Here is a 16,697-nt window from a genome sequence, read left to right as displayed (position 1 = left end):
GCCGCCTCTGACGAAAGGTCGCGGCCGACGGGGTTCGGCGCGGGCGTCAGCCGGCGGCGGTGGGCGGCAGGGTGAGGGTCACCGCCACCGGCAGGTGGTCGCTGGCGGTGCTGCGCGGCGCCACCGGCCCACCGGCCACCACGCCCGGCGAGACCAGGACGTGGTCGATCTGCTCGCGCGGGTCGTCGGCCGGGCTGGTGAACAGGGGTCGGGCCGCGGCGAGCGCGTCCACCAGTCCGGCGCGGGTGAACTCCGCGTACGCCGGGGCGTCCGGCTCGGTGTTCAGGTCCCCGGCGACCACGAGGGGCCGGCCGGCGGCGTACCCCAGGGCGAACCGCGCCACGGCGCGGGCCTGCGCCACCGGCTCTTGGCCGGGCGGCGGTTGCAGGTGGGTGGCGACCACCGCGAGGCGCGCGTCGCCGCCGAGGTCGACGGTGACGCCGAGCGCCTGGGCGCCGGTGGGCGCGCCGAGGGCTGCCAGCCGCTTGCTGCGGGCCGACTCCATCGGGAACCGGCTGAGCACCGCGTCGCCCCACACCGGGTCGGCGGCGGGCGCGAAGACGTACGGCATGCGCAGCCGCGCCGCGAGCAGGGTGAGTGTGTCGTGGCCGCCGTTGAGCAACCAGCCCCGGTCCACCTCGCTCAGCAGCACCACGTCGGGCCGCTCGGCGGCGACCACCCGGGCCAGCCCGTCCGGGTCGAACCGCCCGTCCAGCCCGAACCCCATCCGGACGTTGTACGCCACCACCCGCACGTCGGCGGGCGGGCTGCCGGGCCGGAGCGGGGCGACCTCGGCGGCCGGCAGGTTCGTCACGAGGAGGGTGACCAGGCCGGAGACCGCAGCGACAGGGCTGGTCCACGCCCGGGACGCCGCCCCGGCCGGCGCGGCCGTCCCGCCCCGGAGGCCCGGTGCGAGCGCCACGACGGCGACGAGGCCGGCCACGACGACCGGCACCGCCGCGTTCGGGTAGCCGAGGTCGTAGGCGGCGTAGTAGCCGACGGCGGCGACGGCGAAGAGCAGCATGCCCAGCACCGCCGCGAGCGGCGACCGGTCGGGCCGGCCCGGGGCCCCGGCGGAGGCGGGGGCCGCGGGCTCGACGGATGCGGAGGCGTCCGGGGAGCCGGCAGGATCGGGAACGGCGGGTGCGGTGGCCGGGGCGACGATCGGGGCGGCGGCCCCGGCGAGGCTCAGGCACGCGCCGACGCCGGCGGCGGTCAGCAGGACCGCCGGCCCCAGCCAGCCCGGATCCCCTACGGCGAACAGCACCACCCCGAGTACCAGCGCGAGCGGGCCGAGCAGCCGCGCGTACCCGCGCGGCGGCCGGGCCAGCGCGGCGAACAGGAAGAAGGCGACTGCGTAGCTGAACAGGGCGGACACGTCACCGGCCGCCGAGTGGGCGAGGACGTCGCCGGGGCCACGCCGGTAGGAGGACGCGGTCTCCGCCACCGCCGGGGAGAGCGCCACCATCCCGGTCAACAGCAACGCCGGGCCGGCGAGCAGCCACGCGCGGGCACCGCGGCCCGGTTCCACCGGCGGCGCGGGGCGGGTCGTCGCGGCCAGGAAGAGCCCCACGAGGACGACGCTGCCGGCCCACCCGGCCCAGCCACCCCGCCAGACCAGGTCGTACGTGCCGAGCCCCGCGTGCACGACCGCGCCGAGGGCCAGCCCCAGCGTCAGCCCGGGCACCGGCCGGTGGGTGCCGGCCGCGGTGCCGGCCAGCCAGAGCAGCCCGGCCACCAGGCCTGCGGTGGCCAGCCAGAGCTGCGCCCGGCCGCCCGGGGCGGCGGTGAGGGCGAGCCGGAGGCCGGCCAGCGCCACGGCGGCGACCAGCGTGACCGGGCGGGCGCCCGACCGGCGCAGCAGCGCGGGAAAGGCCAGGGCGAGCACGAACCAGCCGAGCGCGAACGCTCCCAGCAGTTCGGCGGGGGTGGATGCTGCCTGCCCGAAGATGGTGATGACCGAGGGGAGGAAGACCCGCAGCACGTCGATCAGGACGACGATGCCCAGGGCGAGCGTGGCGGTGTGGAGGTGGCGGTAGCGCACGGGATGCCTTTCGCCGACCGGTGGGGGTCCGGCGATTCTGCGCGCGCCGCACGCCGTCGGTCAACGGGCCGGAACCCGTACCCGGACAAGCGGAAGGGGCGCCCACCGGTCCGGTGGGCGCCCCTTCGACGGTTCGGCCGGTCAGCGCTTGGTAGCCGCCTTCTTGGCCGAGGACTTCTTCGCCGGCGCCTTCTTGGCCGCCGTGCTCTTGCTCGCCGCGCTCTTGGTCGCCGCGCTCTTCGTCGCCGCCGCGGTGGTCTTCTTCCCCGTGGTCGACTTGGTCGCCGCCGCGGTCTTCTTCGCGGGGGCGGCCTTCTTGGTGGTGGCCGTGGACGCCGTTGTCTTGGTCGCCTTGGCCGGGGCCGCCTTCTTCGTCGCGGCGGTGGCCTTGGCGCCGGTGGCCTTCGTACCCGACGCCTTGGCCGTCGTGGCCTTCGTACCCGCCGCCTTCGCACCGGTGGCCTTGGCGCCCGCCGCCTTGGCCGTCGTGGCCTTCGCGGTCGTCGTCTTGGCCCCGGTCGCCTTGGCGGCCGTGGTCTTGGTGGCGGCCGTGGCGGTCTTCTTCGCCGCCGCCGTGGCCTTCGGCACCTTGCCGCTGGCCACCATCTCCTTGAACCCGGCACCCGGCCGGAAGGTCGGGACGGATGTCTTCTTGACCTTCACCGCCTCGCCGGTCCGCGGGTTGCGCGCTGTTCGGGCTCCCCGGACGCGCTTCTCGAACGCTCCGAATCCGGTGATCGCCACCTTCTCGCCCTTGGTGACCGCCGCCTGGACCTCAGCGAGGACCGCGTCGAGCGCGGCCGTCGCCGTCTTCCGGTCCCCCAGGCGAACGGCGAGCGCCTCGATGAGCTCGGCCTTGTTCACGACTTCCTCCCGATTGTGCAACTGACTCGACGCGAGCCATTCTGCGCGCACGGTATGCCCTGTGCTGCCTGGACACAAACATTCGGTCGAAAAAAGGCCTTGTGTCGCAACGGATTCGCCCCCACCGGGCGGGCCGGTGGGGGCGGAAAGCGATGCCGGATCGGGCGTACGGCTATGCCACGGCGGGCAGGAACGGCCGCCGACCGCGCTCGTACGAGGTGATTTCGGCCTCGTGGCGGAGCGTGAGTCCAATGTCATCCAACCCCTCCAGCAGCCGCCAGCGGCTGAAGTCGTCGAGGGGGAACGACCAGGCGGCATCCCCCGCCCGGACCTCACGGGAGGTCAGGTCGACGGTGACGGCGGTGGTGGGGTCGGACTCGACGAGGCGCCACAGCTCCTCGACGGCTTTCAATTCCAACTCGACCGGCAGCAGGCCCTCCTTGAGGGCGTTGCCGCGGAAGATGTCGCCGAACCGGGGCGAGATCACCGCCCGGAACCCCCAGTCCCGCAGCGCCCAGACGGCGTGCTCCCGAGACGACCCCGTACCGAACTCCGGGCCGGCCACGAGAATCGACGCGCCCGAATACACGGAATCGTTCATCACGAATGACGGGTCCTCCCGCCACGCGCTGAACAGCCCGTCGGCGAATCCGGTCCGGGTCACCCGCTTGAGGTACACGGCGGGGATGATCTGGTCGGTGTCCACGTTGGAACGGCGCAGCGGCACGGCGGTGCCGGTGTGCACGGTGAACTTGTCCATCTGTCGCGGCTGCCCTTCTACAGGTCGGCGGGGGCGGCCAGCCGGCCGGCCACGGCGGTGGCGGCGGCGACCGGCGGCGACACCAGGTGGGTGCGGCCACCCCGGCCCTGGCGCCCCTCGAAGTTGCGGTTGGAGGTCGAGGCGGAACGCTCCCCCGGGGAGAGCGTGTCCGGGTTCATGCCCAGGCACATCGAGCAGCCGGCGAACCGCCACTCGGCCCCGGCGTCGGTGAACACCTTATCCAGTCCTTCGGCCTCGGCGGCCTCCCGGACGGCTGCGGAGCCGGGGACCACGAGCATCCGTACGCGGTCGGCGACCTTCTGCCCGCGCAGCACGTCGGCGGCGGCGCGCAGATCCTCCAGCCGGCCGTTGGTGCAGGAGCCGACGAAGACCACGTCGACGGAGAGGTCACGCAGCGGGGTGCCCGGCGCGAGGTCCATGTATTCCAGGGCCCGGCGGGCGGCGGCCCGTTCGGAGTCGGTGCCGAACTCCTCCGGGTCCGGCACGACCGCGCCCAACGGGGCGCCCTGACCGGGGTTCGTGCCCCAGGTGACGAACGGGGTGATCCGGCTCGCGTCGAGGGTCACCTCGGCGTCGAAGGTCGCTCCCTCGTCGGTGGGCAGCGTCCGCCAGTGGTCGACCGCCGCGTCCCAGTCAACCCCCTGCGGCGCGTTCGGCCGTCCCTTGAGGTAGGCGAAGGTGGTCTCGTCCGGCGCGATCATGCCGGCCTTGGCGCCCCACTCGATGGACATGTTGGCGACGGTCATCCGCCCCTCCATGGACAACGCGCGGATCGCCTCGCCCCGGTACTCCACGATGTGCCCACGCCCGCCGCCGGTGCCGACCTGGGTGATCAGGGCGAGCACCAGGTCCTTGGCGGTGACGCCGGGGCCGAGCTGGCCGGTGACGTTCACGGCCATCGTCTTCGGGCGGGCCTGCGGCAGCGTCTGGGTGGCCAGCACGTGCTCGACCTCGCTGGTGCCGATGCCGAACGCGAGGGCGCCGAACGCCCCGTGGGTGGCGGTGTGTGAATCGCCACAGACGATCGTCATGCCGGGCTGGGTGACGCCGAGCTGCGGGCCGATGACGTGCACGATGCCCTGGTTGGCGTCGCCGAGCGGGTGCAGCCGGACGCCGAACTCGGCGCAGTTGCGGCGCAGCGTCTCGATCTGGGTGCGGGAGGTGGGGTCCGCGATCGTGAGCAGGTCGCCGCGCCGCTGCTGGAACGCCGGATCCGCGTACCCCGTCGGGGTGTTGTGGTCCTCGGTCGCGAGCGTGAGGTCGGTGCGGCGCACGCGGCGGCCGGCGAGCCGCAGCCCGTCGAAGGCCTGCGGGCTGGTGACCTCGTGCAGCAGGTGCAGGTCGATGTAGAGCAGGTCCGGTTCGCCCTCGGCGGACCGGACGACGTGCGTGTCCCAGACCTTCTCGGCCAGGGTCCTCGGTCGAGTGACTCCCACCATCTGGACATCCTAAATTCTGGGAGGTAAGTTTCGGTTTGTGGGACACAGTATGAGCGGTGTTGGCGTTCTCGACAAGGCGGTGGTCATCCTGGCCGCCTGTGTCGACGGCGCCAGCCTGGCCGAACTCGTTGAACGCACCAAGCTGCCCCGGGCCACCGCGCACCGGCTGGCGCAGGCGCTGGAGATCCACCGGATGCTGGTCCGGGACACCCAGGGCCGCTGGCGCCCCGGCCCTCGACTCGGTGAGCTCGCCAACGCCGCGCCGGACGTGCTGCTGACAGCGGCGGAGCCGCTGCTGGCCGCGCTGCGCGACGCCACCGGGGAGAGCGCCCAGCTCTACCTGCGCCGCGCCGACGAGCGGATCTGCGTGGCCGCCGCCGAGCGGGCCAGCGGCCTACGGGACACCGTGCCGGTGGGCTCGGTGCTGCCGATGACCGCGGGTTCGGCGGCGCAGATCCTGCTGGCCTGGGAGCCGCCGGAGGCGGTGATGCCGCTGCTGCCCCGGTCGAAGTTCACCGGCCGCACACTGGCCGAGGTACGCCGGCGGGGCTGGGCGCAGAGCGTCGCCGAGCGGGAGGCGGGTGTGGCGAGCGTCTCGGCCCCGATCCGCGACCGCACGGGCCGGGTGATCGCCTCGATCAGCATCTCCGGCCCGATCGAGCGCCTTGGCCGCCGCCCCGGCGAACGCCACGCCATGGCGGTGGTGAGAGCCGGCCAACGCCTCTCCGGCCTCTAGCCCCTCCCCCACCCCCGGGTGTGAGAACGGCCCGTCTCACCGAGGTGAGACGGGCCGAGTGGAGTACGTAGCCCCGACCGGATTCGAACCGGCGCTACCGCCTTGAGAGGGCGGCGTCCTGGGCCACTAGACGACGGGGCCAAGACTTTTCCTGCATCGCCGGCCTGACGGTCGGCGCCGCTGTAGTCTAGCGGCGGGTCCCCTCGCGGGCGCGCAGGGGGTGGCTGGCGGGGTCGAGCACAGCGCCGCCAGCATGACCCCGGCTGTGGGCTCCTTCGTGAGCCGGCTCCCGGGGGCTCACCACGGGGCCCGGAACGCGAAACAGCCCGCCTCACCGAGGTGAGACGGGCTGATCGGAACTGTAGCCCCGACCGGATTCGAACCGGCGCTACCGCCTTGAGAGGGCGGCGTCCTGGGCCACTAGACGACGGGGCCAGAACCTTCTCCTGCACCACCCTGCCGGGCGGTGCCGCCGAACTCTACCAGAGAATTCTTCTCAGCCCCCCTTGCGGGCGACCGGAGCGCTCTCCAGCGGGATCCAGCGACCGGTGCTCTCGCGACCACCGGTTGCTGGGGTACCAGGACTCGAACCTAGACTAACTGAACCAGAATCAGTTGGGCTGCCAATTACCCCATACCCCATTGGCACCTCACGGTGCCGTTCGGTGCCTTGCGGCACCGGAGAGAAACTTTACCCTCCCGGCCCCGGCTAGGCCAAATCGGGGGCCCGAACCCGTGCTGTACTGCGGTTCCGGGCCCCGACGAGTCAGCCGACCGGGACGACCGGGTTGGTCAGCTCCCCGATCCCCTCGATACGAACGGTGACGGTATCCCCCTCCGCCAGCGGGCTAACCCCCGCAGGGGTGCCGGTGAGCACCACGTCGCCGGGGAGCAGCGTCATCACGTGCGAGACGTACGACACCAGGGCCGGGACGTCGAAGACCATGTCCCGCGTCCGGCCGAGCTGCCGCACCTCCATCTCCTCCGGGTTGCGACCCACCTCGCACCGGACCTCCAGGTCGGTGACGTCCAGGTCCGTGGTGATCCAGGGCCCGATGGGGCAGAACGAGTCGAAGCCCTTGGCCCGGGTCCACTGCCCGTCGGAGCGCTGGAGGTCCCGGGCGGTCACGTCGTTGGCGCAGGTGTAGCCGAAGATGGCCCGCTCGGCGGCGGCCCGGTCGGCCCGGCGGGCCCCAGGGGCGCCGATCACCACGGCCAGCTCGGCCTCGTGCTCGACCCGCTTGGAGAAGATCGGCAGCCGGATGGCGTCGCGCGGGCCGATCACCGAGGTGGACGGCTTGAGGAAGAGCAGCGGCTCCTTCGGCACCGCGCTGCCCTGCTCGGCGGCGTGCTCGGCGTAGTTGCGGCCGACGCAGACCACCTTGCTGGGCAGGATCGGGGAGAGCAGTCGGACGTCGGAGAGCGCCCACCGGGCACCGCTGAACTGGATCTGGCCGAACGGGTGGCCCTCGATCTCGGCGATGGTCAGGCCCTGTGGGCCCGCCTCCGGCTCGCCCTCGACGGCCCCGAACGACATTCCCTTGGCATGAGCGAAACGAGCGATACGCACCAGGCCAATCTAGCCCCGGGACGACGTCCGGCCGCGCCGACGGGCACGCCGGGGCGGCGAGTGCCCTCCTGCTACGCGTACGGGAGGCACCCCAGGCGGCGGGGCGGGGGTGTCGGAGGGGAGGGTCCGGGGCGGCCACCCTACGTGGTCCGTCGCCGGCGCGGACCGGGTTCGCCACTTCGTACCCGCACGACGTGGCGTCGCGCCTAGCGTCGGCTACCGGAGGTTCGTTCGTATGCCTGCATCGACACGAAACCACAGGGCCCTCGCAGTGTTCGTACACTGCCTCGGCATCCTCGCCGCCGTGCCGGCACTGCCCACGGCGGCCCCGGAGGCGGCCACGCCGGCAGCGGCGGCCCGTCCGGCCGCGGCCGTCGCCACGCCGACGGAGACCCCGACACCAACCGACTCGGCGACGGCGCCGACGCCGGCGGCGCCCGCGCCGCCCCCGCTGGTCTCGCCGTCCGTGGTGGTGCCGACCCAGGGCGCACCGTCACCGGTGACGGTGGCGGTCACCCCGGCCGGCACACCCGCGCCGGGCTACCAGGTCCAGGTCCGCAACACCGGGAGCCGGCCACTGGCCACCACGGTGCGCCAGGAACTGCCGGCCGGGACGTCCGCGACCTGGATCACCCCCGGCGGGCGGGCCACCCGCTCGGCGGCGAGCACCGAGGTGACCTGGCAGCTCAACCTGCCCGCCCGCAGCACCACCACGCTGCACACCGCGCTCTCCGCCGCCGCGCCGGGCCGACCGCTCGCCGCGCCGGCCTGCGCCTTCACGAGCGACGGCAACCGGCCGTACGACTGCGCGACCGCGACCTGGAGCGGCGCGACGGTACCGGCGGCCGAGGTCACCGCGGCCCCGCCGTGGCGCCGGCCCCCGGTGCTGCTCGCCGCGCTGGCCGTGGTCCTCCTGGCCGGGCTCGGCGGGCTGTGGTGGTGGCAGCGGCGCCGACGCGTACGCTCCGGTGCCCGGCAGCCCGGGGCGACCGCGCCGGCCGGGACCGCCGGGGCGACCGTGCCGGGGACGATCGACCGGGGGACCGTGTACCCCCGGCCCGCCACGCCGACGGCTGCGACCCGCCGCCGCAGGCCTCCGGTCTGGCTGCTGGTGGGGGCGGCCCTGGCGCTCCTGGCCGGGGTGGTCCTCGCGGCCACGCTGACCGCCACCCGGCGGGTCGCCGCGATCGACACGACCAAGCAGCCGACCAGCGGCGCCTGGGTGGGGCGCAGCGCGACGGGGGTGGTCGGCGTGCCGCTGCGCGAGCAGGCGCTGGAGTTCACCGTCTACCGGGTCGCCTGCCCGAGCAGGCCGGTCGCCGGCGGGCAGTGCCAGGCCACCGTCGGGGTCCGCAACGTCAGCCCGCAGCAGCAGACCTGGCACGGTCAGATGCAGCGCGCGTACCTGCCGGGCGGCACCTGGGTCAGCACCGACGAGGCGGCGACCCGGCTGGCCAACCAGGGGCGGGACGTGTTCGCCCAGCCGCTCGCCGCGGGCAGCCGGCTGGTGCTGCCGCTGGTGTTCACGGTCGACGGCCCGGCCCGGCCGAAGCAACTCGAGCTGCGCAGCGGAGTGTTCTCCGCCGGGGTCCGGGTGGACGTGCCCTGACCCGGGGCGCGGGGCGGAGACCGTTGGCGCCGCCCCGGGCCAGGCCGGGGTGGGCACGGGGGGTGGGCGGGCGGCGGTCGTACGCTGGGACGGTGACCGCCGCCCTCGTCCCTGCCGCACCGCTGCACCTGACCGACTGGCAGGCCCGGCGGCGCGCCCACGAGGAGCGGGTCGACGGATGGCTGACCCCGCACCTGGCCCGCCGCCGCACCGGCGCGAAGCACCCGGTGGAGGACTTCCTCTTCACCTACTACTCGCACCGCCCCGCCCAGCTGCGCCGCTGGCATCCCGGGGCGGGCGTGGTGCTGCGCGGCGCGGACCCGGCCGGGTTCGGCCCGGACTACCGGGCCACCGCCGCCGGGCTCACCCTCGACACCGAGGCGGTACGCGCCCGGCGGGCCGGCTCGGTGGACTGGATCCGCGCCCTGCTCGCGGCGACCGCCGGCCGGCCCGCGCACCTGGGCTGCTTCGGGATGCACGAGTGGGCGATGGTCTACCGGCAGACCCAGGAGGAGGTACGCCACAACGCGTGGCCGCTGCGGCTCAGCCCGGCGGAGACGGCAGCCGTGGTCGAGGAGCGGGGCGTGCGGTGCAGCCACTTCGACGCGTACCGGTTCTTCACCGCGCCGGCCCGGCCGCTGAACCTGCTCGCCCCGACCCGGGAGAGCCAGCACGACCTGGAGCAGCCGGGCTGTCTGCACGCCAACATGGACCTCTACAAGTGGGCGTACAAGCTGTCCCCGCTGGTCTGCTCGGAGCTGGTGGCCGACGGCTTCGCCCTGGCCCGGGAGATCCGCGCGCTGGACATGCGGGCCAGCCCGTACGACCTGGCCGCGCTCGGGTACCCGCCGGTGCGGGTGGAGACCCCCGAGGGCCGCGCCGAGTACGCCGCCGCGCAGCGCGGGTTCGCCGAGCGGGCCGCCGTCCTGCGCGCCCGGCTGCTCGCCGCGCTCGGCTGAGCGCAGGGGCCCCTCCCGACGCCCGTGGCGCGGCAGGAGCCCCTGCTTATCCTTCCGGCCTCAGCTCGCCGTGCAGCTCAGGGTGGGGATGGTGGGCGCGGCGGTGCTGCTGCCGAGGAAGCCGAAGGTGGCCTCCGCGCCCGGGGCGAGCGCCCCGTTCCAGCTCACGTTGCGGGCGGTGACCGCGCCGCCGGTCTGGGCCAGCTCGGCGTTCCACGACTGGCTGATCCGCTGGCCGTCGGGGAGGGTGAAGCCGACCGTCCAGCCGACCGTCCGGGCGGTCCCGGTGTTGCTGACGACCACCTCGCCCTGGAAGCCGCCCTGCCACTGCCCGACGATCCGGTAGCCGGCCGTGCAGCCGACCCCCGAGGTCGGGCCCGCCGTGGGCGTGGCGGTGGGCGTCGGCGTCGGCGTGCTCGTCGGGGTGGGGGTGGTGCCGGAGAGCGCGGCGACCAGCGCCGGGTACCAGCGGTCCGACATCTTCTGGTCGCCGGCGGCGTTGGGGTGCACCCCGTCGTACGTGTCGGTGGCGGTGCTGAAGCCCGTCCACTGGTCGACGACCACGATCGGGGACTGGGCGGTGGTCTTCCCCGCCGCCCAGCCGTCGATCGCGCTGTTGAACGCGACCACCCGCTGCCCGCACTCGGCGCAGCTGGCCGGGGCCATCGGGATGATCTTCGCGACGATCACCCGCATCGCCGGGTTGCTGGCCCGCATCTGGTCCACCAGCTTCGAGTGGGCGGCCAGGATGGTCGCCGGCGCGATGCTGCTCCACACGTCGTTGGTGGCGAAGTGCATGAGCACGATGTCGGGGTGGGTGGCGGAGAGCCAGCCGGGGAGCAGGTTCTGGTTGGCGACGTTCGTCACCAGGTACCCGCCGTGGCCCTCGTTGTCACCGTCGTACGCCTGCCCGCAGCCCTGCGGGCCGAGCGTGCCGACGAAGTCGATGTTCGTGTGGCCGGTGGACTGGAGGCGGTTCCAGAGGATCGACCGCCAACAACCGGGCGAGCCGGTGATCGAGTCACCGAGCGGCATGACCCGCACCGGTGCGGCGACGGCCGGCGCGGCGGACGCGGGCAGGGTGGGCGCGGCGGCGAACAGCCCGGTCAGCAGGGTGAGGGAGACCGCCGCGAGGGCGGCGAGCAGGACCGGAACGATTGGCCTTCGAAGCATGGTGAGGGGGCTCCTGTCACGTGACGTCGTACGGTCGGTGACGGCCCGGTTGCTCCCAGGGCCATTCCACCAGATCGCCGCCCGTCCCTCAACGGCCTCCCGAATACCGGCCCCCGGCCGCTCCGGGATCGCCCACCGGCGTGGGCCCGGTCGAGGTCCCGACGCGGGCCGTCGCGCCCCGGTCAGGGGTGACCGCGATGCGTGGCCCACTCGGGGGCGAGGATCGACATCACCGTGGCGTCCACCCAGTCGTCGCCGTCGCGCAGCACCTGGCGCAGCACCCCCTCGGCGACGAAGCCGACCTTCTCGTAGACCCGCCGGGCCTGGGGGTTGAAGGCGAACACCTCCAGCGAGATCCGGTGCAGGCCGAGCCGCTCGAAGCCGTACCCGACGACCAACCGCACCGCCTCGGTGCCAAGCCCCCGGTTCCGGCCGGACGCGGCGAACAGGGTGCGAAAGTTGCAGCTGTGGTTCCACCCGTCCCAGTCGTTGAGGACGACCTCGCCGACGCAGTCGCCGGTGGCCCGGTCGACCACGGCCAGATCGAGCCGGTCGGCCTGCGCGTTGCGGCTGCCGTACCAGTCGCGCAGCCGCCGCTCGTCGAAGCCGCCTGGCGGGCTGCCGGTCAGCCGGCCGACCTCGGGGTCGGCCATGGCGGCGCCGAGGGCCGCCACATCCCCGTCGACGAACGGGCGCAGGACGACGCGTTCCCCGGTGAGGGTCGGCTTGACGGCGAAGTCGGGCGTCGGGGCGGTGTTCATGCCCTGGGACGCTAGGGCCCGTTCCGGCCCCGCCATACCCGATTTTCCGCCGGGACGGTCAGTCGTCGTCGGCCCGGCGGTCGCGCTTGCGCTGGGACTGGCGCTTCTTGTCGGTGAGGCGGCGCTCCTTGGCGCGCCGCGACGGGCGGGTCGGGCGACGCGGCGGGGGCGGCGGGGCCACCGCCTCGCGCAGCAGCGCCGCCATCCGCTCCCGGGCTGCCTCCCGGTTGGCGAGCTGGGCCCGGTGCTCGCTCGCGGCGACGGTGAGCACCCCGTCGACGAGCCGGCCGGCCAGGCGTTGCAGCGCCCGGGCGCGCAGCGGCTCCGGCAGGCTCGGCGAGCCGGCCACGTCGAAGCTCAGCTCCACCCGCGAGTCGGTGGTGTTGACGCCCTGCCCACCCGGGCCCGACGAGCGGGAGAACCGTTCGCGCAGCTCGGCTCCCGGCACCACCAGCCGGTCGGTCACCCGCAGTCCGTCGTCCACGCCCCGAGGCTAGCGCCCCACCCGCGCCCGTGGTCGGGCATGGGTCGCCGAAGGGCCGAGAGCCGGTCAGCTCAGCCGCCCTTGCCGATGATGGTGTCGGCGGTCTGTTGTACCTGCTCGATCGGGATGGCGAAGCCGATGCCGATCGAGCCGCTGCCGTCGATGGTGGCGATGGCGGTGTTCACCCCGACCACCTCGCCCCGGGCGTTGACCAGCGGGCCGCCGGAGTTGCCCGGATTGATCGACGCGTCGGTCTGCACCGCCCGGTGCCGGTTGGTGCCGAGCCGCACCTGGCGGTCGAGCGCGCTGACGATGCCCGCGGTGACGGTGCCGGCCAGCCCGAGCGGGGAACCGACCGCGAGCACCGGCTCGCCGACCCGGGTGGCGCCCGGCTTGGCCAGCGGCAGCGGGGCCAGGCCGGCGTCCGGGGGCACCCGGAGCACGGCCAGGTCGCTGCCCGGCTCCCGGCCGACCACCTCGGCGGGGAACCGCCGGCCGTCCGGCAGCTCCACCGTGACCGCTGTCCCGCCGCCCTTGGCCAGGATGTGGTCGTTGGTGATCAGGTGCTGTTGGTCGTCGATGGCGAACCCGGAGCCGGTCGCCCCGGCGCCGGAGCCGCCCCCGACCAGCACCGACACCACGCCCGGCACGGTCCGCTCGGCGGCGGTGACCAGCTCGGCGGGCACCGGGGCCGCCGACGCCGCCGACGGGCCCGGCGCGCCGGCCTGGTCGGCGACCCACATGCCGGCCGCCGCGCCTGACAGGGTGGACAGGGCGACCACCCCGGCCGCGGCCAGCAGCCGGTCCCGCCAGCCGCGCCGCCGGCCGCCCCCCTCCTGACCGGGTACGTCCCACCGGCCCCGTCCGTCCGGGTCGAGTTCGGGCGAGACGAACCACGGTCCGCGCGGCTCGCCCAGTCCGGTCTGCACTGCCATGCGTGCGCTCCTCACGTCCTTGTCACCGCGGATGTCCGTCTCGGGAACCCGGAAGGGTCGGCGTGCTGACGTGCCGGGACCCGCGCCCGACCGGTTCAGGGCAGCCGGGAGAACCACCGCATCGACCCCGCCGCGGCCCCCATCGCGAGGACCAGCCCGAGCCCGATGAACCGGGCGGAGACGTCCTGCCGCTCCCGGCGGTAGCCGACCGAGGTGCCGATGTCGTCGTAGACCGCCCGCAGCTCCGCGCTGCTGGTCGCCTCGTGGAAGCCGCCCCCGGTGGAATCGGCGACCGCCCTGAGGGTCTGCCCGTCCACCGGCACCTGGATGGGTCGGCCGCCCCGGTCGACGAACCCGGACGGGGTGCCGAACGAGATGGTGTGCACCGGCACCTTCGCCGCGACCGCCTCGTCGGCGGCCTCCATCGGGTCCATGCCGGAGGTGTTCGCCCCGTCGGAGAGCAGGATGATCCGGGCCGGCGGTGGCTGCTTGGCCGCCTGACTGTCCAGCCCTTTCAACGCGCCGAGCGAGGTGTTGATCGCCTCCCCGATGGCGGTGCCCTGCACGCCGGTGGCACCCTCGGCGAGGCGGTCGATGCCCTCGTGCAGGGCCTCCCGGTCGGTGCCGGGCGGCACCAGCACCGCAGCGCTGCCGGCGAACGCGACCAGCCCCACGTTGAACTCGTCGGGCAGGCCGTCGACGAACCGCCGGGCGGCCTGCTTGGCCGCGCTGAGCCGGTCCGGTTCGACGTCGGAGGCGAGCATCGAGGTGGACACGTCCACGGCCACCATGACGGTGGCCCGTTCCCTGGGCACCCGCACCTCGTCGTGCGGCCGGGCGAAGCCCACCACCAGCAGCGCCAGCATGGCCAGGAAGAGGCCCGCCGGCAGGTGCCGGCGCCACGCGGGGCGGTGCGGGGCGACCCGGTCGAGCAGCCGCAGGTTGGTGAAGCGGACGGCGTACCGGCTGCGGCGGCGCTGGGCCAGCAGGTAGCCGGCGGCCAGGGCGGCGACCCCGAGCAGCAGCCAGAGCCGGGCGGGTGACTGCCAGCTCACGCGGCACCTCCCCGCGCCGCGCCCGGCACCCGCGCCGGGCCGCCCCCGCTCGCCGCCGGCGCCAGGGCGAGCCGGCGCTGGGCGTGCACGTGCCGGACGATGTCGGCGCACCAGTCCCGGTCGGTGCGCAGCGGCAGGTGGGCCGCCCCGCACCGGCGCAGCGCCTGGCTGATCTGGTCGCGTTGGGCGGCGGCAGCCTCGGCGTACCGCTCGCGCAGCCGGGGGTCGCCGGTCCACACCTCCCGCCGCCGGCCGGTCTCCGGGTCGACCAGGGTGATCAGGCCGACGTCCGGCAGCTCCAGCTCACGCGGGTCGGTCACCTGCACGGCGAGCACCTGGTGCCGCACGGCGAGCCGGCGCAGCGGCGCCTCCCAGGGTGGCGGGGCCGCCGGGTCGTCGGGCAGGCCGTCGAGGAAGTCGGAGACCACCACGACCAGGCCACGTCGGGCGGCGACCCGCCCCACCGCGGCCAGCCCGTCGGTCAGGTCCGGGGGCGCCAGCGGCGCGGTGTCCGGTTCGTACCCGCCGACGCGCGGCGCGGACAGCAACGTGCGGAGCAGCCCGAGCAGGTGGGTCCGGCCGCTGCGGGCGGGGAACCGGTGCAGCCCGTGCGGGGCCAGCAGTTGGGCGCCGAGCCGGTTGCCGGAGCCGGCGGTGAGGAAGCCGACCGCCGCCACCGCGGCCACCGCCAGCTCGCGCTTGTCCAGTTCGGCGGTGCCGTACTCCATGCTGGGGCTGGCGTCCACCAGCAGCCAGGTGGTCAGCTCCCGGTCGGCGTCGACCTCGCGGACGTGCGGGACGGTGGTCCGGGCGGTGACGGCCCAGTCCATCCTGCGCACCTCGTCCTCGCCCGGCCGATACTCGCGGCTGCCGGCGACCTCGCTGCCCGGACCGGGCAGCAGCCCGCGGTACTGGCCGTGCAGCAGCCCGTCCAGGCGGCGGGTGACGGTCAGCTCCAGCCGGCGCAGCCGCCCGCCCGGCGCGAGGTCGGCCAGGGTCGGGTCGGCCAGGGTCGGGTCGGCCGGCGGGGCCCCGCTCCACGTCGGCGGGGTGCCGTTCGACGACCGCGTGGTCCCGCCCCGCGCGGGCGGGACGGCGGGGCCCCTCACGCCGCCGCCAGGTCGGTGGCGTACCCGGTGTGGTGGGTGGCGATCCGGGGCGGCGGCACCGCGTCGACCAGCCGGCGCACCACCGCCTCGGCGGAGACCCCGTCGGCGACCGCGTCGAAGGAGAGCACCAGCCGGTGGGCGAGGACGTCCACCGCCAGTTCCCGGACGTCCTCGGGCAGCACGTGGTCCCGGCCGCGCAGCAGCGCCTGGGCCCGGGCGGCGGCGACCAGACCCAGGGTGGCCCGGGGGCTGGCCCCGTACGCCAGCAACGGCGCGATCTCGGGCAGCCCGAACCGGCCCGGGTCCCGGGTGGCCAGGATCAGCCGGACGACGTACTCGGCGAGGGCGTGGTGCACGAAGACGTCGCCGGCCCGGCGTTGCAGCGCGCGCAGCCGGCCGGGGTCGAGGACCGGGCGCGGACTCGGCCGGCCGGCGCTCATCCGATAGAGGATGGCCAGCTCGTCGGCGTCCCCCGGGTAGTCCACGACGATCTTGAGGAGGAATCGGTCGCGCTGCGCCTCGGGGAGCTGGTACACGCCCTCGGACTCGATCGGGTTCTGGGTGGCGAGCACCAGGAACGGGTCGGGGACGGGCCAGCTCCGCCCGCCGATGGAGACCTGCCGCTCGGCCATCGCCTCAAGCAGCGCGGACTGCACCTTGGCCGGGGCGCGGTTGATCTCGTCGGCGAGCAGCAGGTTAGCCATGATCGGGCCTAGCTCGACGTCGAAGCTCTCCTTCGAGGCCCGGTAGATGCGGGTGCCGACGATGTCTGAGGGCACCAGGTCCGGGGTGAACTGGATCCGGGAGAAGGTTCCGCCGACCACGGTGGCGAGGGTGTGCGCGGCGAGTGTCTTGGCCACGCCGGGGACGCCCTCCAGCAGGCAGTGGCCGTTCGCGAGCAGCGCGGTGAGCAGGCGTTCGACGAGCCGATCCTGCCCGACGATCACGCGTTTGACCTCGAAGAGCGTCTGTTGCAGCTCGGCGCCGGTCGGATCGGGATCGACCGGGCTGGGCAGGCTGGCCAGGGTGTCCGAGATGTCCGTCACGGTGCTTGCTTCCCGGGCGGCGGTCCGGCAAACGTCGGAAATTACGCCACTCGGTGGCCCTTTGTCCCCCTGACCGGGGCGACCGTCGCCATCCGCCGCGAAGCACGCCCCGGGTCCGGTAGCGGACGCGAC

15 protein-coding genes and 3 tRNA genes are annotated in these 16,697 nt (G+C 74.7%); 3 read left to right on the top strand and 15 right to left on the bottom strand.

Translation table 11 applies throughout. The annotated features are described in order from the left end of the window. Positions 1-46 precede the first annotated feature (46 nt). The 4 genes from ACH4T9_RS04595 to leuC form a co-directional block, all read right to left on the bottom strand. The gene (locus ACH4T9_RS04595; protein ID WP_396669779.1) at positions 47-2,044 is read right to left on the bottom strand and encodes an endonuclease/exonuclease/phosphatase family protein; all 1,998 of its coding nucleotides are present in this window, start codon (positions 2,042-2,044) and stop codon (positions 47-49) included. A gap of 141 nt (positions 2,045-2,185) precedes the next feature. Beyond that, complete coding sequence (locus tag ACH4T9_RS04590; RefSeq protein WP_396669778.1) at positions 2,186-2,908, bottom strand: HU family DNA-binding protein; 723 nt, start codon at positions 2,906-2,908, stop codon at positions 2,186-2,188. A 172-nt stretch (positions 2,909-3,080) separates the two neighbouring features. Continuing rightward, positions 3,081-3,668, bottom strand: a complete 588-nt coding sequence (gene leuD / locus ACH4T9_RS04585) for a 3-isopropylmalate dehydratase small subunit (protein WP_350885819.1) — start codon at positions 3,666-3,668, stop codon at positions 3,081-3,083. Positions 3,669-3,685: 17 nt separating this feature from the next. Then, a complete protein-coding gene (gene leuC, locus ACH4T9_RS04580; protein ID WP_396669777.1) occupies positions 3,686-5,128 on the bottom strand; it encodes a 3-isopropylmalate dehydratase large subunit in 1,443 nt (480 codons plus the stop codon). A gap of 49 nt (positions 5,129-5,177) precedes the next feature. Here leuC and ACH4T9_RS04575 point away from each other — a divergent pair, with 49 nt between their 5' ends. Beyond that, positions 5,178-5,864, top strand: coding sequence for an IclR family transcriptional regulator (locus ACH4T9_RS04575; RefSeq protein WP_091671614.1), 687 nt, complete (start codon positions 5,178-5,180; stop codon positions 5,862-5,864). A gap of 68 nt (positions 5,865-5,932) precedes the next feature. Here ACH4T9_RS04575 and ACH4T9_RS04570 read toward each other — a convergent pair. From ACH4T9_RS04570 to ACH4T9_RS04555, 4 genes are all read right to left on the bottom strand, one after another. Beyond that, positions 5,933-6,005 (bottom strand) — tRNA-Glu (locus ACH4T9_RS04570). A gap of 221 nt (positions 6,006-6,226) precedes the next feature. Further along, a tRNA-Glu gene (locus ACH4T9_RS04565) sits at positions 6,227-6,299 on the bottom strand. Between the two features lie 135 nt (positions 6,300-6,434). Then, a tRNA-Gln gene (locus tag ACH4T9_RS04560) sits at positions 6,435-6,506 on the bottom strand. 124 nt (positions 6,507-6,630) lie between these two features. After that, on the bottom strand, positions 6,631-7,434 hold the full coding sequence (locus ACH4T9_RS04555) for a fumarylacetoacetate hydrolase family protein (RefSeq protein WP_396669776.1): 804 nt from the start codon (positions 7,432-7,434) through the stop codon (positions 6,631-6,633). Positions 7,435-7,669: 235 nt separating this feature from the next. Here ACH4T9_RS04555 and ACH4T9_RS04550 point away from each other — a divergent pair, with 235 nt between their 5' ends. Together ACH4T9_RS04550 and ACH4T9_RS04545 are read left to right on the top strand one after the other, a co-directional pair. Continuing rightward, a complete protein-coding gene (locus tag ACH4T9_RS04550; protein ID WP_396669775.1) occupies positions 7,670-9,043 on the top strand; it encodes a hypothetical protein in 1,374 nt (457 codons plus the stop codon). 92 nt (positions 9,044-9,135) lie between these two features. Beyond that, complete coding sequence (locus ACH4T9_RS04545) at positions 9,136-10,002, top strand: 3-methyladenine DNA glycosylase (RefSeq protein WP_396669774.1); 867 nt, start codon at positions 9,136-9,138, stop codon at positions 10,000-10,002. A gap of 60 nt (positions 10,003-10,062) precedes the next feature. Here the strand turns inward: ACH4T9_RS04545 and ACH4T9_RS04540 are convergent, their stop codons facing one another. The 7 genes from ACH4T9_RS04540 to ACH4T9_RS04510 all read right to left on the bottom strand — a co-directional run bounded on the left by ACH4T9_RS04540 (position 10,063) and on the right by ACH4T9_RS04510 (position 16,565). Beyond that, positions 10,063-11,175, bottom strand: a complete 1,113-nt coding sequence (locus ACH4T9_RS04540) for a cellulose binding domain-containing protein (protein WP_396669773.1) — start codon at positions 11,173-11,175, stop codon at positions 10,063-10,065. A gap of 182 nt (positions 11,176-11,357) precedes the next feature. Next, positions 11,358-11,936: a GNAT family N-acetyltransferase gene (locus tag ACH4T9_RS04535; protein ID WP_396669772.1), complete on the bottom strand. Its 579-nt coding sequence runs from the start codon at positions 11,934-11,936 to the stop codon at positions 11,358-11,360. 58 nt (positions 11,937-11,994) lie between these two features. Beyond that, a complete protein-coding gene (gene arfB, locus ACH4T9_RS04530) occupies positions 11,995-12,420 on the bottom strand; it encodes an alternative ribosome rescue aminoacyl-tRNA hydrolase ArfB (protein WP_396669771.1) in 426 nt (141 codons plus the stop codon). A 71-nt stretch (positions 12,421-12,491) separates the two neighbouring features. Next, entirely contained in the window at positions 12,492-13,355 is an 864-nt protein-coding gene (locus tag ACH4T9_RS04525; RefSeq protein WP_396669770.1) for a S1C family serine protease, read from the bottom strand. 95 nt (positions 13,356-13,450) lie between these two features. Further along, positions 13,451-14,410 (bottom strand): VWA domain-containing protein, encoded by a 960-nt coding sequence (locus tag ACH4T9_RS04520; protein WP_396669769.1) that lies wholly within the window; start codon positions 14,408-14,410, stop codon positions 13,451-13,453. Further along, entirely contained in the window at positions 14,407-15,420 is a 1,014-nt protein-coding gene (locus tag ACH4T9_RS04515) for a DUF58 domain-containing protein (RefSeq protein ID WP_396669905.1), read from the bottom strand. Before ACH4T9_RS04515 ends, ACH4T9_RS04520 begins: the two co-directional genes overlap by 4 nt. Positions 15,421-15,515: 95 nt before the next feature. Then, on the bottom strand, positions 15,516-16,565 hold the full coding sequence (locus ACH4T9_RS04510; RefSeq protein WP_387016601.1) for an AAA family ATPase: 1,050 nt from the start codon (positions 16,563-16,565) through the stop codon (positions 15,516-15,518). Positions 16,566-16,697: the final 132 nt, after the last annotated feature.

Origin of the sequence: Micromonospora sp. NPDC020750, from assembly GCF_044334565.1 — a bacterium.
Taxonomy (GTDB): domain Bacteria; phylum Actinomycetota; class Actinomycetes; order Mycobacteriales; family Micromonosporaceae; genus Micromonospora.
The sequence above is the reverse complement of the archived record's forward strand: the minus strand, read 5'-3'. Positions and strand labels throughout refer to the sequence as shown.

Coding starts and splice junctions, on each gene's coding strand:
- leuD (WP_350885819.1), bottom strand. CDS start 3,668: ATGGACAAGTTCACCGTGCACACCGGCACCGCCGTGCCGCTGCGCCGT.
- leuC (WP_396669777.1), bottom strand. CDS start 5,128: ATGGTGGGAGTCACTCGACCGAGGACCCTGGCCGAGAAGGTCTGGGAC.
- ACH4T9_RS04575 (WP_091671614.1), top strand. CDS start 5,178: ATGAGCGGTGTTGGCGTTCTCGACAAGGCGGTGGTCATCCTGGCCGCC.
- ACH4T9_RS04550 (WP_396669775.1), top strand. CDS start 7,670: ATGCCTGCATCGACACGAAACCACAGGGCCCTCGCAGTGTTCGTACAC.
- ACH4T9_RS04540 (WP_396669773.1), bottom strand. CDS start 11,175: ATGCTTCGAAGGCCAATCGTTCCGGTCCTGCTCGCCGCCCTCGCGGCG.
- ACH4T9_RS04535 (WP_396669772.1), bottom strand. CDS start 11,936: ATGAACACCGCCCCGACGCCCGACTTCGCCGTCAAGCCGACCCTCACC.
- ACH4T9_RS04525 (WP_396669770.1), bottom strand. CDS start 13,355: ATGGCAGTGCAGACCGGACTGGGCGAGCCGCGCGGACCGTGGTTCGTC.